24 protein-coding genes and 1 tRNA gene are annotated in these 25836 nt (G+C 60.8%); 21 read left to right on the top strand and 4 right to left on the bottom strand.

Annotation, left to right across the window (positions count from 1 at the left end):
* The first annotated feature begins 61 nt into the window (after positions 1–61).
* The 3 genes from AB8A23_RS03965 to AB8A23_RS03955 all read left to right on the top strand — a co-directional run bounded on the left by AB8A23_RS03965 (position 62) and on the right by AB8A23_RS03955 (position 1872).
* Complete coding sequence (locus AB8A23_RS03965; protein ID WP_120287815.1) at positions 62–1156, top strand: ROK family protein; 1095 nt, start codon at positions 62–64, stop codon at positions 1154–1156.
* A gap of 301 nt (positions 1157–1457) precedes the next feature.
* Positions 1458–1547, top strand: a tRNA-Ser gene (locus AB8A23_RS03960).
* A 67-nt stretch (positions 1548–1614) separates the two neighbouring features.
* Positions 1615–1872 carry a DUF6538 domain-containing protein gene (locus AB8A23_RS03955; RefSeq protein ID WP_439066014.1) on the top strand — a complete coding sequence of 86 codons (258 nt, stop codon included), beginning with the start codon at positions 1615–1617 and terminating at the stop codon, positions 1870–1872.
* A 107-nt stretch (positions 1873–1979) separates the two neighbouring features.
* Here AB8A23_RS03955 and AB8A23_RS03950 read toward each other — a convergent pair whose 3' ends face one another.
* The 3 genes from AB8A23_RS03950 to AB8A23_RS03940 form a co-directional block, all read right to left on the bottom strand.
* Positions 1980–2471, bottom strand: a complete 492-nt coding sequence (locus AB8A23_RS03950; protein WP_439060583.1) for a GNAT family N-acetyltransferase — start codon at positions 2469–2471, stop codon at positions 1980–1982.
* Between the two features lie 33 nt (positions 2472–2504).
* The gene (locus AB8A23_RS03945; protein WP_320446267.1) at positions 2505–3527 is read right to left on the bottom strand and encodes a GlxA family transcriptional regulator; all 1023 of its coding nucleotides are present in this window, start codon (positions 3525–3527) and stop codon (positions 2505–2507) included.
* A 250-nt stretch (positions 3528–3777) separates the two neighbouring features.
* The gene (locus AB8A23_RS03940) at positions 3778–4293 is read right to left on the bottom strand and encodes a prolyl-tRNA synthetase associated domain-containing protein (protein WP_439060363.1); all 516 of its coding nucleotides are present in this window, start codon (positions 4291–4293) and stop codon (positions 3778–3780) included.
* Positions 4294–4569: 276 nt separating this feature from the next.
* On the opposite strand from AB8A23_RS03940, the gene AB8A23_RS03935 reads away from it, so the two are divergent.
* The 15 genes from AB8A23_RS03935 to AB8A23_RS03865 all read left to right on the top strand — a co-directional run bounded on the left by AB8A23_RS03935 (position 4570) and on the right by AB8A23_RS03865 (position 20354).
* A complete protein-coding gene (locus AB8A23_RS03935) occupies positions 4570–5823 on the top strand; it encodes a sarcosine oxidase subunit beta family protein (protein ID WP_439060364.1) in 1254 nt (417 codons plus the stop codon).
* A 16-nt stretch (positions 5824–5839) separates the two neighbouring features.
* Complete coding sequence (locus tag AB8A23_RS03930; protein ID WP_439060365.1) at positions 5840–6133, top strand: sarcosine oxidase subunit delta; 294 nt, start codon at positions 5840–5842, stop codon at positions 6131–6133.
* The gene (locus tag AB8A23_RS03925; protein ID WP_439060366.1) at positions 6130–9120 is read left to right on the top strand and encodes a sarcosine oxidase subunit alpha; all 2991 of its coding nucleotides are present in this window, start codon (positions 6130–6132) and stop codon (positions 9118–9120) included. The genes AB8A23_RS03930 and AB8A23_RS03925 overlap by 4 nt, the downstream gene beginning before the upstream one ends.
* Before the next feature lie 10 nt (positions 9121–9130).
* Positions 9131–9682 carry a sarcosine oxidase subunit gamma gene (locus AB8A23_RS03920; protein WP_439066013.1) on the top strand — a complete coding sequence of 184 codons (552 nt, stop codon included), beginning with the start codon at positions 9131–9133 and terminating at the stop codon, positions 9680–9682.
* A gap of 29 nt (positions 9683–9711) precedes the next feature.
* Complete coding sequence (locus tag AB8A23_RS03915) at positions 9712–11085, top strand: L-serine ammonia-lyase (protein ID WP_439060368.1); 1374 nt, start codon at positions 9712–9714, stop codon at positions 11083–11085.
* A 9-nt stretch (positions 11086–11094) separates the two neighbouring features.
* Entirely contained in the window at positions 11095–12384 is a 1290-nt protein-coding gene (glyA, locus tag AB8A23_RS03910) for a serine hydroxymethyltransferase (RefSeq protein WP_439060369.1), read from the top strand.
* A gap of 12 nt (positions 12385–12396) precedes the next feature.
* Positions 12397–12768: a dihydroneopterin aldolase gene (locus AB8A23_RS03905; protein WP_439060370.1), complete on the top strand. Its 372-nt coding sequence runs from the start codon at positions 12397–12399 to the stop codon at positions 12766–12768.
* 101 nt (positions 12769–12869) lie between these two features.
* Positions 12870–13721 (top strand): formyltetrahydrofolate deformylase, encoded by an 852-nt coding sequence (purU, locus tag AB8A23_RS03900; protein ID WP_439060371.1) that lies wholly within the window; start codon positions 12870–12872, stop codon positions 13719–13721.
* Positions 13722–13986: 265 nt separating this feature from the next.
* Positions 13987–15171, top strand: coding sequence for a branched-chain amino acid ABC transporter substrate-binding protein (locus tag AB8A23_RS03895; RefSeq protein WP_439060372.1), 1185 nt, complete (start codon positions 13987–13989; stop codon positions 15169–15171).
* A 22-nt stretch (positions 15172–15193) separates the two neighbouring features.
* On the top strand, positions 15194–16105 hold the full coding sequence (locus AB8A23_RS03890; RefSeq protein WP_439060373.1) for a branched-chain amino acid ABC transporter permease: 912 nt from the start codon (positions 15194–15196) through the stop codon (positions 16103–16105).
* A complete protein-coding gene (locus AB8A23_RS03885; RefSeq protein WP_439060374.1) occupies positions 16102–17268 on the top strand; it encodes a branched-chain amino acid ABC transporter permease in 1167 nt (388 codons plus the stop codon). Before AB8A23_RS03890 ends, AB8A23_RS03885 begins: the two co-directional genes overlap by 4 nt.
* Positions 17265–18053, top strand: a complete 789-nt coding sequence (locus tag AB8A23_RS03880; protein ID WP_231078498.1) for an ABC transporter ATP-binding protein — start codon at positions 17265–17267, stop codon at positions 18051–18053. Before AB8A23_RS03885 ends, AB8A23_RS03880 begins: the two co-directional genes overlap by 4 nt.
* Positions 18050–18769, top strand: a complete 720-nt coding sequence (locus tag AB8A23_RS03875; RefSeq protein WP_439060375.1) for an ABC transporter ATP-binding protein — start codon at positions 18050–18052, stop codon at positions 18767–18769. The genes AB8A23_RS03880 and AB8A23_RS03875 overlap by 4 nt, the downstream gene beginning before the upstream one ends.
* Before the next feature lie 78 nt (positions 18770–18847).
* On the top strand, positions 18848–19825 hold the full coding sequence (locus AB8A23_RS03870; protein WP_175369502.1) for a dipeptidase: 978 nt from the start codon (positions 18848–18850) through the stop codon (positions 19823–19825).
* 1 nt (position 19826) lies between these two features.
* Positions 19827–20354, top strand: a complete 528-nt coding sequence (locus tag AB8A23_RS03865) for a DUF5943 domain-containing protein (protein WP_320446282.1) — start codon at positions 19827–19829, stop codon at positions 20352–20354.
* Between the two features lie 35 nt (positions 20355–20389).
* Here AB8A23_RS03865 and AB8A23_RS03860 read toward each other — a convergent pair whose 3' ends face one another.
* Positions 20390–21814, bottom strand: coding sequence for a hypothetical protein (locus AB8A23_RS03860; RefSeq protein ID WP_439060376.1), 1425 nt, complete (start codon positions 21812–21814; stop codon positions 20390–20392).
* Between the two features lie 648 nt (positions 21815–22462).
* Between AB8A23_RS03860 and AB8A23_RS03855 the strand changes: the two genes are divergently transcribed.
* The 3 genes from AB8A23_RS03855 (at position 22463) to fliD (ending at position 25836) form a co-directional block, all read left to right on the top strand.
* The gene (locus AB8A23_RS03855) at positions 22463–23125 is read left to right on the top strand and encodes an RNA polymerase sigma factor (protein ID WP_439060377.1); all 663 of its coding nucleotides are present in this window, start codon (positions 22463–22465) and stop codon (positions 23123–23125) included.
* A gap of 136 nt (positions 23126–23261) precedes the next feature.
* Complete coding sequence (locus tag AB8A23_RS03850) at positions 23262–24086, top strand: flagellin (protein WP_089266590.1); 825 nt, start codon at positions 23262–23264, stop codon at positions 24084–24086.
* 64 nt (positions 24087–24150) lie between these two features.
* Entirely contained in the window at positions 24151–25836 is a 1686-nt protein-coding gene (gene fliD / locus AB8A23_RS03845; protein WP_439060378.1) for a flagellar filament capping protein FliD, read from the top strand.

The raw sequence follows: 25836 nt of genomic DNA, 5'->3' as shown, positions 1-25836 counted from the left end.
GGCGATGAAACAAACCGGCTCCCGGGGCATTGTCATGCGGTTCTAGTCTGGCAGGGGCAATATGGCTGAAGACACAATGACGACCGTAGGCATCGGCAATCACGGTGCCAAGCGGCTGCCGTCCGTTGATGTGGACACGTTCAACATCGAGCTGAAGGACGACAACGGCTTTCTCGGTGACCGCGCCAGCAAGGGCGCTTTTCAGCGCATACTGGATGATCTCAGAAAGCCATTGAAGAAAAACGGCGACGATCCGCTCGGCAAAAAGGCTGCCAACGAGATCAGTAAATCCAGCCTCGACGAAATCCTGCTTGGCGACGATGTGGCCGCGGCTGCACTCGTCCATGGTGCGATCGAAGAATTCGCGCGGGAGCTGGCTTATGTCACGCAGCGCTTCTTCAAGACGAAGGCCTGGGCAGATACGGAATGCATCGTGGTCGGCGGCGGTTTCCGCCAGAGCCGTGTCGGGGAACTCGTCATTGCGCGTACGGACATCATTCTCAAGGCCGAGGATCTCAAAGTTACGTTGGTGCCGATCCGTTTTCATCCAGATGAAGCCGGCCTGATCGGTTGCCTGCATCTGGCGCCGTCATGGATTTTCGAAGGTTACGACAGCATTCTTGCGGTCGACATCGGCGGCTCCAACATCCGTTGTGGCGTGGTCGAAACCGCATGGAAGAAATCGAAGGATCTCTCCAAGGCCGCGGTGTGGAAGTCCGATCTCTGGAAACATGCCGATGATGAGCCGACGCGTGAAGGCGCCGTCAAGCGGCTGGTGAAGATGCTGAAGGATCTGATCTCCGCCGCCGACAATGAAGGCCTCAAGCTGGCGCCGTTCATCGGCATCTCGTGCCCGGGGGTGATCAACGAAGACGGCACCATCGCGAAGGGAGCGCAGAATCTTCCGGGTAACTGGGAAAGCAGCAAGTTCAACCTGCCAGCCTTGCTCGCCGAAGGCATTCCCACAATCGGGGATCACGATACTGCGGTGCTCATGCACAATGACGGCGTTGTCCAAGGCCTCAGTGAAGTCCCTTTCATGCAGGACTTCGAACGCTGGGGCGTGCTGACGATCGGAACGGGGCTGGGCAATGCTCGCTTCACCAACCGCAAGAAAGAGAAGGACGACAAGAAAGCGAAGAAAGACAAGGATTGAGCAGGACCGTTGAGCGTCCCGGTGCCGCCTCGGCCAATGGCCGAGTGCATGCATCCGTCGGCGAATCATCCTGGCGCCGCCATGGCTCGTCATGCCGCGCGTCCAACCATAGCGTGCGTTGCCGCTGCGAATCGGCAACGAAAAGGCTGGCTTCCTAGTCTACGCGCCAGCCAGAGCCAGCTTTTGCGGCTCTGCGGGCAATTGGGTGCGGATTTTCCGCTCTGCCCGTCTTGTCTGGCCCGCCATCCTCGCCTAGAACTCCGCGCAACCACCCACGGGCGACCGTGGGTCTTGGCGCCTTGGAGAGGTGGCAGAGTGGTTGATTGTACCGCACTCGAAATGCGGCATGGGTGCAAGCCCATCGGGGGTTCGAATCCCCCCCTCTCCGCCAGCCAGATCGATAGACCTTTGAAAGCAATAGCCTTTTGCCGCCCGTTTTGTACACGCGGGTGGTACACATGGCTCTACCCATGTCTTGTTCTTGGAAGCACCCGACAGCGGCGACTATTGTTTCCGGCGAGGCGTGCCGGACGATCTCCGCGAGTTTGTTCGGCAAACGCGAAGGGCGGCTTAGCCTCGGTACCCGAGATACAGTCGAGGCAAAGCGTCTCCACGCCTTGAAGCTTGTCGAGATTGAAGAGCGTTGGTCGAACCCCCGGCAAAGCCAGCGCCCGCTCGCCTCCATCAGGCCCGCGCGGGCCCGCCGCCGCCGATGATGCAGTCATGGTGTTCGGCCATGGTGATACCGAGTGCTCAGCCGTGACGATACCGGATCAGATCAGCAAAAATTATGGAGCGGCGCACACCGCGCCTCGCGATACCGTCATTGAGCGTCAAGCTTACGAAACATCACGAGCGCATCAACATATTCGCCAGTCGGAAGCCGAAAAGCCTCAGGCAGCCGCCCGACAATCGCGAAGCCGAGCGTGGTCCAGAGTTTCACCGCACGTATATTGTTGCTCACGACACAGTTGAATTGCATCGCGCGAAATCCTGAGCTTCTGGCATAGTCGAGCGAGTGTAGGCACATATTGCGCGCCACACCGCCGCCTTGCGCGCTCGCCAGCGTCATGTAGCCGCAATTGGCCACGTGGCTGCCACCACCGTCCTGGTTGGCGCGCACATAATAAGATCCCACGATCTGACCCTGGCGCACGGCAACGAAGGTTCGTTTATCCGGACCGTGCCAGTAGGACAAAGCATCGTCCTTCGTCATCAGGGGGTCCAGGGCGTAGGTCGTGCCTGCACGGATGGTCGGCTCGATGACCGACCAGATGTCTGCCTGTTCTGCCGGCTCAGCCGGGCGAATGATCAGGTCGTCGGAGTGTATGACCATAACAAGTGCCGCCTAAGCCGGACTGAATATACGCCGACCTTCGCCGGCATCTTGCCCGTGGGATTGACCGATTATTCTGCGGCGTTCCTCGGACGGGTTGGTATTGAAGGCGGCCTTGAACGCCTTGCTGAGATGCGAACCGTCGACGAAGCCGGTTTCGGCGGCGATTGCGGCCAGCGATAGGTCGGTCTTCAACATCCACCGTGCATGTTTCAGGCGCAGCCGCAGATATGTCGCCTGCGGCGACTGTCCGGTTTCCTCTTTGAAAAGACGCTCCAGTTGCCGCGTGCTCAGACTGACCTTGCCGGCCAGTCGCGCGACAGACAGCGGCGCTGATAGGTTCTGCTCCATCATTAGCAGCGCGCGCGAGATCCGTCCGTCGGTCTCGGCAAATTCGGTCGGCGGCGCCGATTGAGCCGAGGATCCGGGTTTCATGCGATCGATCAGCATGATGTGGAGCGCCTTCTGCGCGCTCGACAGGCCCATGCGTTGTTCCACGATATGGGCGGCGAGGTAGGCAACGCCCATGCCGCCCGAACAGGTGATGCGGTTGCCGTCGATGACGAAGAGCTGGTCGGCCACCGGGAGTGTCTCGCCGAATTCCTCCAGGAAATCGCGATAGTGGTACCAGCTGATGCAGCACTTTTTCTGGTTGAGAAGGCCTAGACGCCACAGCACGAAACTGCCGGTGCAGACGCCGATCAGATCGACCTTGGTGTTCGCAGCCTCCAGCAGATAGCGCTTGATCTTGTCATCGATCTGCGGGCCCTGATGCAGCAGGCCGCCCACCACGACGACATAATCGAGCTCGCGCGGATCGAGGAACCGGGAATTCGGATACATCAGCAGACCGCAACTCGAACGGATCGGCTCGTCGGTGTCGGCCATGATGTGCCACTGGCAGCGGATCGGCCGACTGTTGTCGCCCTCGTCGGCGGCGAGACGCAGCACGTCCACGAAGCTGGCCAACGCAGTCAGCGTGAAATTCTTGGTCAGAATGAAGCCAACGCGCAGCGGACGGACCTTTGGTTGCATCACCCCTGCCTTTGCATTCACCATATGGTCAAATGGCAATCCGGGTGATCGCCGCGAGACGATGCTCCAAAACGGACCCATGTCGCATCATTACATACCTCCAGCGCGCCGGGGCAGGCATTTGCGATGGACTGATCCTAAAAATACATTGCCGCGCGCGCAAGGGCGGCGAAGCGTCTCGCTTGGCGCGCGACGTTGGGGTGTCGGCTGGGAACCGGAAGCCCAGGTCGGCCGGTTCGGCGCAGGAGGGTCAGCCGGCGGACGGCGGCTCTTCTGGCGTCGCGAACTGCGCTTCGCGGCCGATCGCAGCGAGAAATGCGTCGAGTGCGCCGACCGACAGCGATGTCGTGCGGCTGTTGACTATGGGGTGGCAATTGATGCGCTCCGCCGATCGTAAGCGCGCATCAATGACGGGAGTGACCGCCTGATTGGCATCGTTGTAGAGCGCCAGAATCGAGACCGATCCCGGTTCGATCCCAAGCAGTTCCTTCAGGGCTTCCGCGCTTCCAAATGACAGCCCGCCCTTGACGCCGATCGTCTTTGCCAGCGACTTCAGGTGAACGGTCGCGGCTTCGTCGGTGACGAACAGGAAGAACCGTTTCTTGCCGTCGCGGAGGAACAGGTTCTTGGTGTGAATGCCGGGAATGTCGCCGCGTAGCGCACGCGACTCTTCCACCGTATGCACGGGCGGGTGTTCGAACGTCTCCACCACGATCGACTTGTCTTTGAGATACTGAAGAATCTCGTCACTGCGTTCGATGCTCATCCTGCGTGTCCTTGATCGTCGAGGGCGGGACTGCGTGCGCCCGGGGCATGCCGTCCTGTCTACATGGCAGCGATCCGTGTCGCATGGATACGTCGCGAATTCGAGACCCTGGCGAGCGAAGCCGGGCGGCTTGTCGCAAATCTACGTGTTTCGTGTCGGGGCTTTGCAAACCTGCGGCGTTCCGATGTCGCTCTGATCCAACATGATTGGCGGGCTGATGCTGGCCGCGAAGCGGCAGCGAGTTGTAGGCTCCATCCAATCACAACGTGGACAGCCATGCAGAAATTTTCAGCGCTTTCATTACTACGGGCAGGGCTGACCGGTCATGCCGGCTGGCAGCGACAGTGGCGTTCGCCTGAACCGAAGCCGGGCTATGACGTCATCATCGTCGGTGGTGGTGGCCACGGGCTTGCGACGGCCTACTATCTCGCCAGCCGCTACGGCGTCAAAAACGTTGCCGTTCTCGAAAAGGGCTGGATCGGCGGCGGCAATACCGGCCGGAACACCACGATCATTCGCTCGAACTATCTGTTCGACGAAAGCGCCGGGATCTACGAGCACGCCCTCAAACTGTGGGAAGGGCTGTCGCAGGAACTGAACTACAATGTGATGTATTCACCACGCGGCGTCTTGATGCTGGCGCACAACATTCACGATGTGCAGAGCTTCAAGCGACACGTTCATGCCAACCGTCTCAACGGCATCGACAATGAATGGCTGTCGCCGGAGGAATGCAAAGAATTCTGTCCGCCGCTGAACGTCGGTGGGTCCATGCGCTATCCGATCCTCGGCGGCGCGCTGCAGCGCCGCGGCGGCACGGCGCGCCACGACGCTGTGGCCTGGGGCTATGCCCGCGCTGCCGACACGCTCGGCGTGGATATCATCGAGAATTGCGAAGTCACTGGCATCCGCCGCGCGCCGACCGGCGAGGTGGTGGGCGTCGATACAACGCGCGGCAGCATCAATGCGAAGCGCATCGGCGTCGTCGCGGCCGGCAATACCAGCACGGTGATGAACATGGCCGGCGTGCGTCTGCCGCTAGAAAGCTTCCCGCTGCAGGCGCTGGTCAGCGAGCCGGTCAAGCCGATCTTCCCCTGCGTGGTGATGTCGAACACGATCCACGCCTATATCTCGCAGTCGGACAAAGGCGAGATGGTGATCGGGGCGGGAACGGATGTCTACACGTCCTATACGCAGCGTGGCGGCCTGCACATCGTCAATCATACGCTGGATGCGATCTGCGAACTGGTGCCGGCGTTCCGGCGCTTGCGCATGCTGCGCAACTGGGGCGGCATTGTCGACGTCACGCCGGATCGCTCGCCGATCGTGGCGAAGACGCCGGTATCCGGGCTGTACGTCAATTGCGGCTGGGGCACCGGCGGCTTCAAGGCGACACCGGGATCGGGCGAGGTGTTCGCTAGCACGATCGCCAAGGATGAGCCGAACAAGATCAACGCGCCGTTCACCATCGAGCGATTCCGCGATGGCGCCGTGATCGACGAAGCGGCTGCGGCCGCCGTGGCGCATTGATAGCGGGGAAAACGAGATGCTCTTGATCAATTGCCCCTATTGCGGGCCGCGCCCGGAGGCCGAATTCGCCAATGGCGGGCAGGCGCATATCGCCCGCCCGGCCGACCCGATGAGCCTCACTGACGACGAGTGGGCCGCCTATCTCTATATGCGTGACAACACCAAGGGGTTGCATCACGAGCGTTGGCGGCACGCCAATGGCTGTGGCCGTTTCTTCAATGCCAGCCGCGACACGAGCACGGACGTCATCAAGCGCACCTATCGCATGGGCGAGCGCCCCGAAGCCGAACATCAGGGTGCCAAGCCATGAGGGATACGTATCGCGTGCGGTGCGGCGACGGCGCTGAAAGTCGCAACGCAGTTCATTTCACGTTCGACGGAAAGTCGTATCAGGGTCTTGCCGGGGACACGCTGGCCTCCGCGTTGATCGCCAATGGCGTGCATCTGGTCGGCCGTTCGTTCAAGTATCACCGGCCGCGCGGCTTCGTCTCGGCGGGCTCAGAAGAGCCGAATGCGCTGGTCGGTGTCGGTGCGACCCAGTCGCGCTATACGCCGAACCTGCTCGCGACCCAGGTCGAGATCTATGATGGGCTGGTGGCCGAAAGCCAGAATCGCTGGCCGTCGCTCGAGACTGATGCCGGCTTTCTCAACGAATATTTCTCGGCCTTCCTGCCGGCGGGCTTCTACTACAAGACCTTCATGTGGCCCCGCACGGCCTGGAAGAAGCTCTATGAGCCGGTAATCCGGCGGATGGCGGGTCTCGGCAAAGCGCCAGCCGAGCCGGATGCCGATCGCTATACGCAGGTGTTTGCGCATTGCGACGTGCTGATCGTCGGCGCCGGACCTGCGGGTCTTGCCGCAGCGCTCGAAGCCAGCAACAGCGATGCCACGGTGATCCTGTGCGACGAGCAGGCAGAGATGGGCGGCTCGCTGCTGTCCGATCGTTCGGCATCGATCGACGGCATGCAGGCCGCCGAATGGACGCGCGCGGCGCTCGATGAATTGCGTAAGCGCCCCAATGTGAAGCTGATGTCGCGTACGACGGCGTTTGGCTGGTACCCGCACAATTTTGTCGGTCTCAACGAGCGCGTCACCGATCATCTCAGCAATCCCGCGACGAACCAGCCGCGTGAGCGGCTCTGGCAGGTCAGGGCAAAGGAAGTCGTGCTGGCGGCTGGCGCAATCGAGCGGCCGCTCGTCTTCACCGACAATGACCGGCCGGGCATCATGCTGGCCGATGCTGCCCGGACCTATGTGAATCGGTATGGCGTGGTGCCGGGCAAGCAGGTGGTCGTGTTCACCGCCTGCGACAGCGCCTATCGCGCGGCTCTGGACCTCAAGGCAGCCGGCGCCAGGATCCAGGTGATCGTGGATCTGCGCAAGAGCGCGTCGGGCCATTGGGTCGACAAGGCACGCGCCGAAGGCATCAAGGTTCGCTCCGACAGCATCGTTCGCGGCACGTCGGGCTGGCTGCGGGTAAAGTCGGCGCAGATCTCCAACGCGCAAGGCGGCGATGCCGAGACGGTGGCTTGCGATCTTATCCTGATGTCCGGCGGGTTCACGCCGTCGGTGCATCTGTTCTCGCAGAGCCGCGGCAAGCTCAGCTACAGCGAAGAGCTGCGGGCCTATGTGCCTGGCGAGTCTGTCGAGCGTGAGCGGTCGGTCGGGGCGTGCAAGGGACTGTTCGCGCTCGAAAGCGTCATCGAAAGCGGCGCCAAGGGTGGTCGGGACGCTGCGGCCAAGGCCGGCTTCCCCCCGCACGGCGAGCGCAGCTATGCGGTCTCCGCGCAGTCGGTGGGTGCCGATGCGTTCATCGGCTCCGTGATGACCGATCATCAGGCGGAAAAGCGGGCCTGGGTCGATTTCCAGAACGACGTGACGGCCAAGGATGTCCGGCTCGCGACCCGCGAAGGGTTCCGATCGATCGAGCACGTCAAGCGCTATACGACCACCGGCATGGCCACCGACCAGGGCAAGCTGTCCAACATGAACGCCCTCGGCGTCGTCTCGAAGCAGATCGACGTCGCTGTGCCGAAGGTCGGCCTGACCACGTTCCGGCCGCCTTATACGCCGACGACTTTCGGATCCTTTGCCGGCCAATCGCGTGGTGATCTGTTCGATCCCGTACGCAAGACCAGCATTCATCCATGGGCTGAAGCGCAGGGCGCACAGTTCGAGGATGTCGGTGTCTGGAAGCGCGCCTGGTATTTCCCGCAGGTGGGCGAGGACATGCATGCCGCCGTCGCGCGCGAATGCAAGGCGACGCGCGAGTCGGTCGGCATCTTCGATGCCTCAACGCTTGGCAAGATTGAGATCGTCGGCAAGGACGCTGCCGAATTCATGAATCGCATGTACACCAATGCATGGACCAAGCTGGAGCCCGGTCGGCTGCGCTATGGCGTGATGCTGCGCGAAGACGGCTTCATCATGGATGACGGCGTCGTCGGCCGCATGGCGACGGATCGTTTCCACGTTACCACGACGACCGGCGGCGCGGCCCGCGTGCTGTCCATGATGGAGGACTACCTCCAGACCGAATGGCCGGATCTCGAAGTGTGGCTCACCTCGACCACCGAGCAGTGGTCGGTCATTGCCTTGCAGGGACCGAATGCGCGCAAGGTGCTGGAGCCGCTGGTCGAGGGCATCGATCTGTCGGCCGATGCCATGCCGCATATGAGCGTCCGCGAAGGACGTATCTGCGGCGTGCCGACGCGGCTGTTCCGCGTGTCGTTCACCGGCGAACTGGGCTTCGAGGTCAACGTTCCCGCCGGCTATGGCCGGGCCGTCTGGGAAGCGATTTTCGCGGCGGGCAAGCCCTGCGGGATCACGCCCTACGGCACCGAGACCATGCATGTGCTGCGCGCGGAGAAGGGCTACATCATTGTCGGTCAGGAAACCGACGGCACGGTGACGCCCGATGACGCCGGCCTCGGCTGGGCTGTCGGCAAGGCAAAACGGGATTTCGTCGGCAAGCGCTCGCTGTCGCGGCCGGCGCTGGTCAGGGAAGATCGCAAGCAACTGGTCGGGTTGCTGACGACGGACCCCAAGGTGGTTCTCGAAGAGGGCGCCCAGATCGTGCTCGATCCGACCCATCCGATCCCGGTGCCGATGATTGGACATGTCACCTCCTCCTACTGGAGCGCGACGCTGAACCGTTCGATCGCGCTGGCACTCGTTCGCGGCGGTCGCTCGCGGATGGGTGAGGAGCTCTCGATCCCGATGCCGGATGGCGTGATCAAGGCGAAAGTCGTCGACTCGATATTGTTCGATCCGAAGGGGGAACGTTTGAATGCTTAGTCCTGCGATCATGCGTTCGAACGCGTTGTCCCCAATGCAGTCATCCGGCACCACTGCTGCGTTCGCGACGACGCTCTCGATTCTTCCCGATGCGGCGAAGTTGGTATTTCGCGGCAAGACCGAGGCGATCGAAGCTGCCGGGGCGCATTTTGGCGTCAAACCGAGCCTTGAGGCCTGCCGCTTCGCGGCTGTCGGCGGCCGGTCGGTCTATTGGTTGGGGCCGGACGAATGGCTGTTACAGGCGGTGAACGAGAATCCGATCGAGGTATTTGGCGGGATGTCGGCAGCGCTGCAGGAGCAGGCCTGCTCGCTGGTGGATGTCAGCCATCGTTCGGATGGCATCGCGGTTGCAGGTCCAACGGCGGCGCTGGTGCTCAACCATGGCTGCCCGCTGGATCTGTCCCTCAAGGCGTTCCCGGTCGGGATGTGCACGCGCACGGTGCTGGGCAAGGCATCACTTCTGCTGTCACGTTCTGAAGAGCACGTGTTCCACGTGGATGTATGGCGTTCGTTTGCGCCCTATGTCTGGCAATTCCTCGACGAAGCGCGAAGCCTGTCCTAGCAGCCCGGCTGCGCCCTGGAGACCGCGCGATGATTGGAACGTTCGATCTCTTCAAGATAGGCATCGGGCCGTCGTCATCGCATACGATGGGACCGATGAAGGCCGCGGCGCTGTTTGCCGGCCAGCTTGCGGAGCGCGGTCTGTTGAAGGATCTCGCGCGCGTGAAGGTCGAGCTGTTCGGCTCGCTGGCCTGGACCGGTCGCGGTCATGGCACCGACAAGGCGGTCGTTCTCGGTCTTGCCGGCAAGTTTCCCGAAACGATCGATCCGGAAGAGGCGGAGACGCTGGTCGATGGCGCCCGCGCGGCGGGCACGCTGCGGGTGGCCGAGCGGCGCAATGTCCCGTTCGACTTCGCCAATGACATCATCTTCGACGGTGTGACCGAGCCGCCAAACCATCCGAATACGCTGGCGCTCTCCGCCTTTGATGCGGCTGGTCATGTCCTTCACGGTGAACGCTGGTGCTCCGTCGGCGGCGGCTTTGTCGTTCCGGAAGCGCAGGTCGGCGTCGTCGGCATTGTCGAGGACGTTCCCGTCCCGCATCCTTTCAGGTCGGGCAAGCAGTTGCTCGAGATCGGTGCGAAAACCGGTCTGTCGATTGCGCAGATTGTCATGGCCAACGAGATGTCGTCGCTCCCGGCGGACGAGATCGAGCAGCGGCTCGATCGCATTATCCAGGTGATGATGGACTGCATCGATCGCGGCATGACCAAAGAGGGGCAGCTGCCGGGCGGCCTAAACGTCAAGCGCCGCGCGCCCTCACTGCATCGGCGCCTTCTCGCCGCTGCAAGCTCGAACAGCCGCGCCCAGCATGAGGTGATGGATTGGGTCAGCCTGTATGCAATCGCGGTCAACGAGGAGAATGCGGCCGGCAGCAAGGTCGTGACGGCACCGACCAACGGCGCGGCCGGCATCATCCCGGCCACGCTTCGCTATTTCCGCGACCATTGCCGCGAGGCGTCACCGGAAAACATGCGCGTGTTCCTGCTGACTGCCGCGGCTATCGGCGCGCTGTTCAAAATGAATGCGTCGATTTCTGGCGCGGAGGTCGGCTGCCAGGGCGAGGTTGGCTCGGCCTGTTCGATGGCGGCGGCGGGACTTGCGGCCGTGCTCGGCGGCACCAATGAGCAGATCGAGAACGCTGCCGAGATCGGCATGGAGCATCACCTCGGCATGACCTGCGATCCGATCGGCGGGCTGGTGCAGGTGCCATGTATCGAGCGCAACGCCTTTGGTGCCGTGAAGGCGATCAATGCGGCGTCGCTCGCGCTGCAGGGCGACGGCACCCATGTGGTGCCGCTCGACAAGGTGATCGCGACGATGCGCGAGACCGGGCGCGACATGCAATCGAAATACAAGGAGACCTCGCTGGGAGGTCTCGCTGTCAATCTGGCAGAATGTTGAGGGAAGACCATGACCCAAGCCGAACGCGAGGCATTCTTCACAGCCGATCTCGCCCAAGCAGACCCAACCATCTCGTCGTCGCTTGCCGGAGAACTCGGCAGGCAGCGTGACGAGATCGAACTGATCGCGTCCGAGAACATCGTATCGCGTGCAGTGCTGCAGGCGCAGGGCTCGGTGCTGACCAACAAATATGCCGAAGGCTATCCCGGCCGGCGCTACTATGGCGGCTGTCGCTTCGCCGACGAAGTCGAGGAGGTGGCGATCGAGCGCGCCAAGACGTTGTTCGGCTGCGGCTATGCCAATGTGCAGCCGAATTCCGGGAGCCAGGCCAACCAAGCGGTGTTCATGGCGCTGATGAAGCCCGGCGACACCTTCATGGGCCTCGATCTTGCGGCAGGCGGCCATCTCACCCATGGCGCCAAGCCGAACATGTCGGGCAAGTGGTTCAACGTCGCCAGCTATGGCGTTCGTCGCGACGACTGCACCATCGACATGGAGCAGCTCGAGAAACTGGCAGTGGAGCACAAGCCGAAGGTGATCGTCGCCGGCGGCTCGGCCTATTCGCGGTTCTGGGATTTTGCTGCGTTCCGCCGCATCGCGGATGCGGTCGGAGCCTATCTGTTCGTCGATATGGCGCATTTCGCTGGTCTCGTCGCCGGCGGCGCTCATCCGTCGCCGTTCCCGCATGCGCATGTGGTGACCTCGACCACCCACAAGACGCTACGCGGCCCGCGCGGCGGACTGATCCTGATCAATGACGAGGACATCGCCAAGAAGATCAATTCGGCGATCTTCCCGGGATTGCAGGGCGGCCCGCTGATGCATGTCATCGCCGCCAAGGCCGTGTCGTTCGGCGAAGCGCTGCAACCATCGTTCCGTCAATATGCGGCCGACGTCGTCGCCAATGCGCGCACGCTGGCGGACACGCTCTCAAAGGGCGGCTATCCGATCGTCACCGGCGGCACCGACAATCATCTGATGCTGGTCGATGTCCGGCCGAAGAACCTGAATGGCAAGCTCGCCGAGGCGGCACTCGGGCGGGCGAACATCACCTGCAACAAGAACGGTATCCCGTTCGATCCGGAGAAGCCGACCATCACGTCGGGCATCCGGCTCGGCTCGCCGGCGGCGACATCGCGCGGCTTTGGCGTCGGTGAATTCGAAGAAGTCGGCAAGCTCATTGCCGCCGTCCTGGATGCGAATTCCGGCGCGCCGGACCAGGGAGCACCGGAGGTCGAGGCAAAGGCACGTGGCCGCGTCGCCGAGCTGGTTGCGTCGTTCCCGATCTATCGGTCCTGATCAGGCCGCTTGATGGAGCGTTTCGGAGAGGGGCAGGCGGGCGGGATATTCATCCAAGGGCTGAATGTTCACGCGCGCCACGGCTTGCTGGATCACCAGGCGCAACTGAGGCAGCGCTTCGTGATCGATATCGATCAGCAGGTCGATCTTTCCGATGCAGCCAGTTCGGACGATACAGGACAGACGATCGACTATGCGCCGGTCGTCGCCACCGCGACTGAGGCATTTCTGGCGTCGCGCCATGTGCTGTTGGAGCGGGCCGCGGCAGCCACCGCTGTGCGCATCACCGCCCACAAGCCGCAGGCGCCAATCACGGCGATCTTCGAAGACGTCGGCATAAGGCTGACGCGATACCGCGCCGACAGGCATCGTCGGACCGCGTGATGCAGGCGTCCGCGGATCCCGCTGCGCGGCAGTCACACCAACATGTTTCACCCCATCGCGATCGCAGCCACGCGATCGATCCCACCACTGAGACAAGCAAGATGACGACGAAGAACTGGATACTGACCTTCTATTGCCAGGATCGCCCGCGCATCGTGTCGACCGTTGCGACGGCGATTTCCGATGTCGACAGCAACATCCTGGAAAGCGCGCAGTTCTGGGACCGGACAACCAACCGCCTGTTCATGCGCATTGCTTTCGAGACGCCGGACGCGGTCAGTCGAAAGATACTGGAATCTGTGCTCAATCCGGTGTTGTCTCGATTCGAGATGAACGCTGTTCTGGTCGATGCAGCGTCGCGTCCCCGGCTGATCATCATGGTCTCCAAGTCGGACCATTGTCTCGAGCAGCTGCTTTATCAGGTTAAAGTAGGCTGGCTGAAAGCCGAGGTCGTCGCGATCGTGTCAAACCACCGCGACTGCGAAGCGATCGCCGAGAAGGCGGGGATCCCGTATTACCACTGGCCCGTCAGCAACGAGACCAAGCCGGAGCAGGAGCGGCAACTCTATGAGCTGTATCTGAAGGAAGGCGCCGATCTGGTCATTCTTGCACGTTACATGCAGATCCTGTCGGACGACCTGTCGAGCAAGCTCTATGGTCATGTCATCAACATCCACCACTCCTTCCTGCCGAGCTTCAAGGGCGCGCGGCCCTATCACCAGGCCCACGACAGGGGCGTCAAGATCATCGGCGCTACCGCGCATTACGCGACGCCGGATCTCGACGAGGGCCCGATCATCGAACAGGAGACCGAACGGGTGACGCATGCGTCGTCCTCGGACGATCTCGTCGCCGTTGGGCGCGACATCGAGTCGCGAGTGCTGGCGCGCGCCGTGCGGCTTCATCTCGAGCGTCGTGTCCTTTTGAATGGACGCAGAACGGTGGTGTTCTAGCGCCCGCAATGCGACGACGAATGCTCGTTTGAAAAGCATCGACAGGCCAAGATTTGATCTTCGCGATGAATTTTGCAGCGCAGCGGAAATCATTGTGTTTGCTACGCAAAATAGTCCGACGAGCAGTCGGCGCGCGAACCAAGAACAGGCAGTCGATATTCGGTAGTTATGACGCAATTCTACAAGCAACAGCGCGCGTGCATCCTATCTGCCGCATTCGCGGACCACTAGCGTTGCAGGCTGGATCAACCTGGAAGGATCAGCGATGGGGACGATTAGCAAGCGTGGTTTGGCCGCATTGGCCGTTGCGAGTGTGTTGCCACTGGCCTTTGGTAGCTTCAGCGCGGCCTTCGCCAAGGACAAGGTGAAGATCGCCTTCGTTGGTCCGCTGACCGGCGCTATTTCGCCTCACGGTATTGGCGGACGCAACTCGGCCGAACTGGCCGTGAAGCTGATGAATGCCGAGCCCAACACCAAATATGAGTACGAGCTCGTCGTGCTTGACGACGAATGCAAGCCCAACGTGGGCGTGCAGGTCGTCACCAAGATCGCCTCCGATCGTTCGATCATTGCCGCGATCCCGCATTACTGTTCCGCTACCGCGATTGCCACCGTCGATATCTTCAATCGCTTCAAGATACCGATGGTCGTGTGGGCGGCAGTGCTGCCCGAAATTACCTATGCCAAGAAATATCCGGAAGTGCACCGCGTCAGCGGCATCCTGATCGGCCAGAACCGCATCGGCGCGCAGTTCATGAAGGCGCGCGGCTACAAGAAGTTCGTGTCCTTCGCCGACTCCACCGACTACGGCAAGTCGATGAACAAGTACTTCACCCAGTTCACGCTCGAGAACGGTAATGAAATCCTGGGCAGCTTCTCGGTCCCGCCGGATCAGCAGGATCTGTCGGCCGAGCTGACTAAGATCAAGGAGCTCAATCCGGAGGTCATCTATTTTGGTGGCCTGACGCCGCTCGGCGCGCGCCTCCGCACGCAGATGGCCAAGTTCGGCATCAACGCGCAGTTGGAGGGCAATTCCGGGATCATGGGCGACGCCTTCGTCAACGCCGCTGGTCCGGAGCTCGCCGAAGGCACGCTGACCTTCTTCGACAGCCCGCCGCTGTCCAAGATGCCGGGCGGCAAGATGTTCTCGGATGCCTACAAGGCTGCCGGCTATTCCGAACCGCCGGAAGCTTACGGACCGTTCGCCTATGTCGCCACCCGTCTGGTCATGGAGACCATCGAGAAGGTCGGGCCGGATCGCGCCAAGGTCACCGCCGACCTTGGCGATGTGAAGGACCGTCCGTCCATCGTCGGTCCGATCACCTTCGACGACCATGGCCAGAACATCACGCCGCTGACCACGAGTTATGTCGTCCAGGACGGCAAGTGGGTGGTCTGGGAAGAAAGCGAATACGTGTCCGGCAAGCGCAAACTCAAGAACCTGCCGTAGGCGCGGATCGTCGGGACATCCCATGGGTATGATCGGTCAACACCTGCTGAACGGCTTGATGCAAGGAACGATCTATGGCCTCGTTGCCATGGGGTTCACCATCTTCTTCGGCGTCATGAACGTGATCAAGTTCTCGCACGGGGACGTGCTCACGCTCGGCGCCTTCGGAGGCCTGGTCGCTGTCTGGGCGGCGAACGCGCTGGGACTGTCGGTGCCGCTGCAGTTCATTGTCGCGCTGTGCGTGGCAATGGCACTGACCGCGGTGGTCGCCGCCGGCATTTCGCATTTCCTCATCATGCCGCTGCGCAATGCGCCGCCGCTCAACATGCTGCTGATGACGATGATGGTCGGTACGGCCATCCGCGAAGCCATCCGGCTGTTCTTTCCGAACGGCACCAATCCGCAACGCTTTCCGGAACTGCTGCCGGCCGGAGGCTTCAATATCGGTCCGTCGTTCTTCCGCACCGACGCTATTATTCTGATTATCGCCGGCGCCGCCTCGATCGGCGCCGTTTACTGGATCATCAACCACTCCAAATTCGGCCTCGCGATGCGGGCAGTGGCCGAAGACACCGAAACGGCTCGTGTGATGGGGATCAATTTCGGTCGCATCATCCCGCTGACCTTTGCATTGGGCTCTATTACCGCCGGCTTTGCCGGTATGATCTATGCGCTGTATTACAGCGAGATCAATTACAGCATGGGCCTGCTGCTGGCCGTGATCGGCTTCACGGCTGCGATCGTGGGCGGTCTCGGTAACATCTGGGGCGCGATCATCGGCGGCTATCTGTTCGCAGGGCTGCAGACTTTCGTCGTTGCCGCGATGCCGTCGATGAGCGACTACAAGAACGTGTTCGCTTTCGTGCTGATCATCGTCCTCATCACCTGGCGACCGACCGGGCTTCTCGCCGAACGCGGGAGCGAGCGGGTATGACGCCGACCTCTCGGACGCTTGTACGGGTGCCGGTGTGGCCGCTGTTTGTTGCTGTGGCCTTCGCTGCAGTGGCGCTCACGGCGCTGGTCCTGATCGAAAACCAGAAATTGCTGGGCGCCGCATTGGCGATCACGGCTGCGGTCTGCTTCTGCGCCGCTCGGTTCGGAGGCGTCGCCGCGACGGAAGTCGCCGCTTCGGAAAATCCCTGGCTGCTGCGTGGCCTGATAACGGTGGCCTCGCTCGCTGTCATCTTCGTGCTGCGCGACGACAATTTCGGCCTGCTGATGCTGGCAACGGTGCTGATCTACGCGACGATCTGCCTCGGCCTCACTGTGCAGATGGGCTATGCTGGCCTGACCAACTTTGCAGCCGCAGCTTTCGCCGGCACCGGCGGATATACCGCAGCGATGCTAGGACGGCAGGGCGGTCTGCCAGATGCGCTGGTTTTGGTCTGCGGCGGCTTGGTCGCGGTCTTCATCGGCTCGCTGCTCATCCTCCCGGTGCTGCGCACCCGCGGACATTACGGTGCGCTGACGACCATGGCGTTCGGCGTGATGTTTAATGTCTTTCTCGATGCGAATGACTTCTTTGGCGGTCCGCAGGGCCTGAAGCTACCCGGTATCAATCTGTTCGGCTGGGACTTCACCAATGACATCCATATCTTCGGCCTCGTGCTGTCGTCCTATGTGAACTACGTGATCCTGACCGGTATTCTGACGGCGCTGGCGATGATCTTTGTCGGACTGCTGGACCGCTCATGGGTCGGTGTCTGGTTCGATGTGGTGCGCCTCGATGAGACCGCAGCGTCCGTTTTCGGACTAAAGATAGCTTACTGGAAAGTGCTGGCATTCACGATCGGCAACTTTTTGGCCGGCCTGATGGGGGCCGTCTATGCGAAAATGACGGGGTTCATCGCGCCGGCGAATTTCACATTCGGCGACTCGCTGGTGATGGTGTCCATCGTGATCCTGGGCGGCATTGGCAATCGCTGGGGTGTGCTGCCGGCGGCGCTGATCGTCGTCCTGCTGCCCGAAAAGCTCCAGTTCATCCAGGAATACCGGCTCATCTTCTACGCCGTCCTGGTCATCGCGATTCTGACCATGCGTCCGGACGGCCTCGTGGCGCGCCGGGTCCGGAAACTGCATACAGAGGCAAGCGCATGACGAGCTTGTCCAACGACGTGCTGCTCGAGAGCCGCGGCTTGACGGTCCGTTTCGGCGGCCTGTTCGCACTTAATGAGTTGAACATTGACGTCCGCAATGGCGAAGTGCTCGGACTGATCGGGCCGAACGGCTCCGGTAAGACCACGTTCCTCAATGTGATCAGCGGCGTCTATTCCGCAAGTGCAGGCAAGATCTTGCTGGGTGACATCGACATCACCCGCGAGAAGGCTCACAACATCTCGTCCTATGGCCTGTCGCGTACGTTCCAGCGATCACGCTTGTGCCTGTCGCTGTCGGTGTTCGACAATATTGCACTGGGTGCGCAGCGAACGCTGAATAATGGCCTTTGGCACAATATCGTGCAGCGGAAATCATTCGCCGCGGAAACGCAGAAGATCGCGGAAGAAGCTCGCGAGCTGCTGCGCGTCTTCAATCCTGCGCTGCCGGACAAACTGTTCGATCCGGCGATCTCGCTCGGCATGATCGATCGGCGCAGGGTTGAGATCTGCCGCGCATTGATCGGCAAGCCAAAGCTTGTGCTGCTCGATGAACCGTCTGCCGGCATGACCCATGACGAGACGGATCAGGTGGTGGATGAAATTCTCGGCATCCGCAAATCGCTCGGCGGGCTTACGATCATCATTGTTGAGCACGAAATGGGCTTGATCGAACGTGTCACCGATCGCTGCGTCGTGCTGAACTACGGCAAGAAGATCTGCGAAGGCAAATTCCGTGACGTCGCGGCCGATCCTGTGGTTCGCGAAGCCTATCTGGGGCAAGCATGAGCGGCCATCTCACAGTCGAGAACATTTTCACTGCCTATGACCGGGCCGACGTGCTGTCCGGCATTTCGATCGACGTGCAGCCGGGCAAGATCACCTGTATTCTCGGTTCCAATGGTGCCGGCAAGTCGACGCTGATCCGCTCAATTCTGCGGTTGACGCCGCCGCGTGCCGGCTCCATCGCTTTCGAAGGCAAGATGCTCGATCAGATGGCGACCCATGAGATCGTCGGTCTCGGGATTGCGTGCATTCCCGAAGGGCGCCGGATCTTCGCGAAGATGACCGTCGAAGAAAATCTTCGGGTCGGCGCCTATCTCGTCAATGCGGAGAAGACGGTCAAAGCGCGCCTCGGCAAGGTGTATGAGGTGTTTCCGCGCCTGAAAGAGCGCGCCAAGCAGCTTGCCGGCACCATGTCCGGCGGCGAGCAGGCGATGGTGTCGATCGGCCGCGGGATGATGACGGATCCCAAGCTTCTGATCATCGACGAGCCATCGCTGGGTCTGTCTCCACTGTTCGTGCAGGAGAACTTCAACATCGTCCGCCGGCTCAACGAAACCGGTGTGACCGTCCTCCTGGTCGAGCAGAACGTCAACCAGACCCTCGCCATCGCCCATTACGGCTATGTGCTGTCGCAAGGCAAGATCATCGTCCAGGGCGACTCCGAGATGCTGGCAAAGAACGAGGAAGTCCAAAGCGCCTACTTCGGTGGAGCGCACTGATCAGAAAGAACGTCGCGCTAGCTGATATGGCTGCCGCATCATAACGAAAAGTCAGACTATCATCTGAAAGGAAACGTCATGTCCTCAACCATTCATGAAAACGCCATCGTCGTCGATGGATTGATCATCTCGGATTTCGGGCGTCCGGTCTTCGAGGACATGCGCAAGGGTGGATTGACCGCCGCCAACTGCACCTGCTGCGTCTGGGAAGGCTTCGAGGCCACCATGCGCAACGTGGTCAAGTGGAAGCGCTGGTTCGCAGACAACGACGACATCCTCAAGCAGGTCTACACGACCGCTGACATCCTGAAGGCCAAAGAGGAAGGCAAGACTGGCATCATTCTGGGCTGGCAGAACGTCACCGGTATTGAAGACCAGATCGGCTATCTCGGTCTGTTCAAGGAGCTCGGCGTCGGCATCATCCAGATGGCCTATAACACGCAGAACCTGGTCGGCACCGGCTGCTACGAGTCCAAGGACGGTGGCCTGTCCGACTTCGGCCGCGAGGTCGTCGCCGAGATGAACCGCCTCGGCATTCTCTGCGACCTGTCGCATGTCGGATCGAAGACCAGCGAAGACGTCATCCTCGCCTCCAAGCAGCCCGTTGCCTATTCGCACTGCCTGCCAGCCGGTTTGAAGGAGCATCCGCGCAACAAGTCCGACGAGCAGCTGCGCTTCATCGTCGATCACGGTGGCTTTGTGGGCGTCACCATGTTCCCGCCTTTCCTGAAGCGCGGTCCGGCATCGACTGTGGACGATTATGTCGAGGCAATAGAATACGTCATCGATATCTGCGGCGAAAACAGCGTCGGTATCGGCACCGACTTCACGCAGGGCTATGGCCAGGAATTCTTCGACTGGATCACCCATGACAAGGGATATGGCCGCCGCCTCACCAATTTCGGCGACGTCATCAATCCCGAAGGCATCAAGACCATCGGCGAATGGCCGAATCTTACCGCCGCCATGGAAAAGCGCGGCTGGAAAGCCTCACGCATCGAGGCCGTCATTGGCAAGAATTGGGTCAATCTCCTGAAGTCCGTCTGGGGGGCTTGAGATGGGGAAGCCGCAGGTTGACATCAATGTCGATGACCAGACCGGGCGTTGGTCGGTCGACGCGACCAATATGATTCTGGTGCCGCAGCATTTCTATATGAACAACCACTTCGCCATCGAGGCGGCGGTGGGAGCTGCGGAGCTGGAGCGCATTCTGCGGCCGGCCGGCCATCGCTCGGCCTATTACTGGTGCGAGAAGGAAGCCGAATTCCACGGCATGTCCGGCGTCGATGTGTTCCGTCACTATATGCGCCGCATCACGCAGCGCGGATGGGGCCAATTTGATGTGCTCGACGTGTCGCCGGAAGCAGGGACGGCGACAGTGCGCTTGCGAAATTCGGCAATGGTTGATGGCGAGCGCCGCAACAGTGGTCGCAAGGTGTGTTACATGTTTGCGTCCTGGCTTGAGGGCTCGCTCGAATATGTTGCCGCAAGTGCCGGTCGTGAGGTCAGGTTGCGGGCGCAGGAGGTCTATTGCGAGGCTGAAGGCGCTCACGATCATTGTCTGTTCAAGGTCGAGCCGGCCTAATTTACGCTGGGGACCTCTGTAACGATAGGACGCGCCTAGGCAGGTTTCCGAATAAAGATGTGGTCGGCCGTGCCACTTCGCTTCAGCTTGGCGCCGAGTGACGGATCGACCAACTGAATGGCAGAAGCAATCTTGCCCTCTGTCTCATCCTCTGACGTGTATTCCAGCGCATGTAAATCGTGCCTGGCGCGTCGGCGCTTGAGCGAGCTGAAGCAGTTCGGCCGCAGACGTTCCGATACGTCGGTCATCAGTGTCCACGCATAGTCCTCGATCTGGAGAACGGACCTGACTTCGTCGTCCCAGCCGCAGAGCACAATCTCCATCTGCGAAAATCCGCCATCGTCGGCGGCAAACGCTGCTGCTGCTGCTTCCACCGACTCGGCGATGTCCGTCGTGCTGCCTGCAAGGATGTCCCTGATCACGACTGTGATTAGCCCGTGGCCGCCGGCGGCGCCTTTCATGACGAGGTGAGCTTCCGGAGCCTGATGGCGTCCGAACCTGCGCCCCAACTGCATTTGTTCAGCGAATTTTTCCAATGGATGATCATCATTGTTACAGGCATGAGCGAGGATCGTGCTGTCGATGCGCGGCTTCACATCATCTTTTCGCCAGTAGGTGTCCGGCAGCCAGACGGTTTCGATTTCCCGCTGCGCATTTGTGAGCGCCCATGCCTGATCCAGCAGGAAGGACTCCGGCAGATTGGGGTGGCTGCAGGTGAGGCGCCGCCAGATGTCGAGCAGCGCTTCGGCGCGCTCGGTCTGATGGAAGAACAGCGCGCCAGTATTCATCACCCCATTCGGGCGACGGTTGACTGCGAAGTCACAGCCCAGCGCCTGCGGGAGCAGTGGAAGATTGGCGAGCCGCGCCTGAGCGTCGATCCAGAACACCGGGCGGCATGCCTGGCTCCACTGCTCGATGATGAAATCGACTTTCGACGTGCCTTGCCGGGCCTTGCTGCAGTTCGGTGATATCTGCGTTACGACGTGATCGAGGCCCAACCGCTTCAGATCTGCAGCAAGGCCGGCATCCTCGCCCTGAATGTCTGAACTCTCGAATGACGAGATGAAAAGCGTATCCTGCTTTCGATATAATCCGGTCGGCACTGTGAGCGGCTTGACGCCGCCCCACCACACCTGATGCGGCGCATCCGCGCCCTCGGCGCCGAGTGACCCGTGTGCGTGTAATTTCGACTTCAGGCCGTCGAAGGCTGGGCTCTCGCCAACGAGCAAAATGACGATTGCATTCTCGTGCAGGGATTCGATCAGCGCCTGAACGCGCACAGCGTGCGTCGCTTCGAACACAATGACCGCAGCGCCAGGCTGAGATACGGCACTGACGCCATCCCAGTCGACAATGCCATGGCACCGGCTCGTTACCTGACGCAAGCGTGCAAGTTGAAGCGCGCCCAGTCGCGGCGGGCGCGCATGCTGCCGGAGGATATCGTCCAAGCTGTCGTTCATCGCCGCTGTCTCGTTCGTTTGAATGCTTTGACTGATACGAACGAGCTGACGTCGTCAGGCGGATATCTCTGCGATGCGTCGGCACAATATGCTTCTATATGTTTCAGGTCGGTGCGATTTGTTTCTACTGTGTGTATCTTCATTGCGCGTGCACATTGGATGCACGCGATCAATGTTCTGAAACAAAAAAGATCGCGATGCGCCGCAGATGAGCGCCGCATGCAAGCGTTTTTTCTTTTTCCGACGACGCAGTCCGCTATTTTCAAATTGCGATTCGGCAAGAATTTCCCAGTGAAGGTGTGACGTTGCCCACTGCCGGATCCATCGCTGCAAAGCTGCCAGCATCAGTCTTCGATTGCTGAGTGATGTCGTATCGCTGCAGGTGTTGTCGTTGTGTGCGTAAGAATTCTTTGCATCACTCACCGCAGTCGATGCGATTTCTCGAGATGCTTTGATGACCTGTTCCCATCAGGCCCGACGTGGCCGCAACAGCCAGTGTAGAAATTTCTGCCTAGTTCTAGGCAGCTTTTTCCCATCAAGTATTTGTAAAATAAGCAAAATTCATCGCCTGATCGTCGCGCGTCACCCGTTCGAGAGTGAGCGGTCGACCAGAACGGCCGTTTGTCGGCGGAGAAATGGGAGAAGGGCATGACGTACGCGCTCCAGATTGCAGACGCTGTCGAAACAATGCCGGTGCAGCTCGAAGCTGCGGAGGATTCTCTGATGCTCGACGCGTGCGAGCCCGCGGGCGACAGTGACGAAGAGCTGCTGGACAGATTAGCCGCAAATGACGAGACGGCATTCAGATGCCTTGTCGAGCGTCATATCGATCGTGCGTTTGGCGTTGCGCTTCGGCTTCTCGGCAGTCGCGCCGATGCCGAGGATGTGGTGCAGGACACGATGCTGAAGGTCTGGACGCATCGCGGGCAATGGGAGCACGGCCGCGCAAAATTCTCGACGTGGCTCTACCGCGTTGTCACCAATCGCTGCATCGACTTGCATCGTCGGCCACGTACCGACAATGTCGATGCCGTGCCGGAGCCAGCCGACATCAAGCCCGATGCGTTCAGCACGATGCAGCGTGATGAAGTGGCGAAATTGCTGGAGACGGCGATGCAACGTCTGCCTGAGCAGCAACGTGTCGCAGTGATCCTGTCCTACCATGAAAACATGTGCAATGGCGACATCGCCGAAGTCATGAACACGACTGTGTCCGCGGTCGAGTCGCTGCTCAAGCGCGGGCGGCAGCAGCTGCGCGAAATCTTGCGCCGCCACGAGCCGGACATCCTGCACTCGTTAAGCGATTGCTAACCATAAGTATCCGGTCTCGAAATAAACCGCGCCTGAATTGTGAGGGCCATTCCGTTTAGCGAATGGACGGGGGCTGGCCTGCGTCCAGAGGTCCCCGATCGGTCCGCATCCGCGGCCACATTCAAGGAGCAATTTAATGCCCGTTATTTCAACCAATACCGCGGCCAATTCTGCAGTCCGTTACCTGAATATCAACTCGTCGCAGATGTCGAGCTCGCTCTCCAAGCTGTCGAGCGGCTCGAAGATCACGCAGGCATCCGACGACGCCGCCGGCCTTGCGATTTCGACGCGCATTTCATCCGACGTCACGACGCTGCAGCAGGCCGCAACCAACGCCTCGCAGGCAACCTCGATCCTGCAGACGGCCGACGGCGGCGCCTCGAACATCAGCGACATTCTCTCGCGTATGAAGTCGCTGGCATCGCAGTCGTCCTCGGCGACGGTGACCGACAGCAGTCGCGCCTATCTCAATTCGGAATTTACCGCATTGAGCGATCAGATCGACAGCATCGCGACCGGCACGCGCTATAGCGGGCAGAGCCTGCTGGATGGTACCAGCGCATTCGCCGCGGGCGCTTCCGTTCTGGTTGGCTCGACGTCGGCCGATACGATCACCGTGAAACTCGACGATCTCACCTCTGCCACGTTGGGTGTCGATACGCTCGATGTCAGCACGCAGGCCGGCGCCACTGCAGCCATCGACGCGCTCGACACTGCCATCGATACGGTCTCCGCCGCCCGCGCGACGATCGGTGCGCAGGAATCGCGCTTCAATTTCAGCGCCAGCTCGATCTCGACGCAGTCCCAGAACCTGCAGGCCGCTAATTCCGCGATCACCGACGTCGACATCGCAGCCGAGCAGGCCAAGCTGTCGTCTTCGCAGGTCAAGGTACAGGCTGCGGTCGCCGCAGAATCGTCGGCGAACCAGATGCCGCAATATCTGCTGAAGCTGCTCGGCTAAGCCGCAGCAATCGCGAGCCGGCGGCAACGCCGGCTCGCACTCTCGTGCAGGAAAGTAAGGTGGCATGGCGACGGTGACGAGTTCGACTTCCGCGGCAGCAACCGCGGCCTTGGCGACGACCACCTCCGGCACGAAGACGACGACCAGCGTCGATTGGGACGCCTTGATCGAGGCGCAGGTTGCCACCAAGACGGCAGCCGCGACCACGATCCAGACCAGTATCACCGCGAATGAGGCCAAGATCTCGGCCTATCAGCAGTTGCAGACGCTGCTTACGACGCTGACGACCGACACGACCTCGCTCTCCAAGTCGATCGTCAATTCACTGTCGTCGAGTGCTTATGGAGCGCGATCGGCGACCATTACATCCACTGGCGACGTCAGCGCCAGTTCTGCCGTCTCGATGGCCATCAGCAACGGCGCGGCGACCGGCGATCACACGCTCACGGTGACCCAGATCGCCACAGCCCACAAGGTGATCGGCACCGCCGTCGCCGACAAGAGCGCGGATCTCGGTCTGACCGGCACTTTCTCGATCGGCCTGGAAGGCGGCACCAGTGCCGATATCTCGGTCACCAGCGGGATGACGCTGGAGGATCTCGTCGATACGATCAATGCACAGACGTCCACGACGAACGTCCAGGCCTCGATCATCCAGATCTCGAGCAATCAGTACGAGATGATCCTGTCTGCAACCAAGGATAATGCGGATATCACCACCAGTGTCGTGTCGGGCGACGATGTGCTCACGACCTTGGGCGTGACAGATAGTTCCGGCGCGTTCACCGACGTGCTGCAGGAATCGCAGCCCGCAATTTTCAGCGTCGACGGCATTACGCTGACGCGCGACACCAATAACATCACAGACGTACTGAGCGGCGTCTCCTTTAGTCTGCTGCAAAGCACGCCATCGGGATCGACAGTCAAGATCAGCATCGATGTCGATACAAGTTCGATCCAGACTGCATTGCAGCAATTCGTCACGTCCTACAACGCTGTGCGCGACTACGTAACCACGCAGCAGACGCTGTCGTCGAGTGGAACCGCAGACACGAGTGCGGTGCTGTTCGGCGACGGCACCATGCGTAGCGTCACGACGCAGATGGAGCAGGTCCTGAACTCCATCGTGGGCGATCTGTCGATGAGCGATCTCGGCCTGTCGTTCTCGGACACGAACGATCTTGTGCTCGATACGAGCACGCTCGCCACAACCCTGGCCGACAATATTGACGGTGTCATCGCGCTCCTCGCCACCAAGACCACGAGTTCGTCGGCGGCGCTCGCGGTTGTCAATACAAGTTCATCGCCGCCATCGTTCTTCGTGATGGATATTGCGGTCGATAGCTCCGGTGCATTGTCGGTCTCGGTGGGGGGAGACAGTTCGCTGTTTACCGTGTCCGGCCGAACGATCATCGGAAAGGCCGGCACGATCTATTCCGGCATGGCCTTCAGCTACAGCAGTACGTCATCGGCATCGGTGACCATCACGTCGACCATCGGGATTGCGGCGCAGATCAACGCGATCTCGAGTGCCGCATCGAACAAGACCAGCGGTTCACTGCAGGATCTGATCACCAATTTACAATCCCAGGATGACCGGATGCAGCAGCAGATCGATGACATCAACGAGCGCGCCGCGATCTATCGTACAATGCTGACCACCCAATACGCCAAATATCAGTCGGCGATCTCGTCGGCCAATTCCACCCTGGATTATCTGTCCGCCCTTCTCAACGCGTCGAGTGATTAG

It is taken from the genome of Tardiphaga sp. 619_E2_N8_4 (genome assembly GCF_051810905.1).
Classification (GTDB): domain Bacteria; phylum Pseudomonadota; class Alphaproteobacteria; order Rhizobiales; family Xanthobacteraceae; genus Tardiphaga; species Tardiphaga robiniae.
Note: the sequence above shows the minus strand (reverse complement) of the source record. Positions and strands in the feature narration are given on the sequence as shown.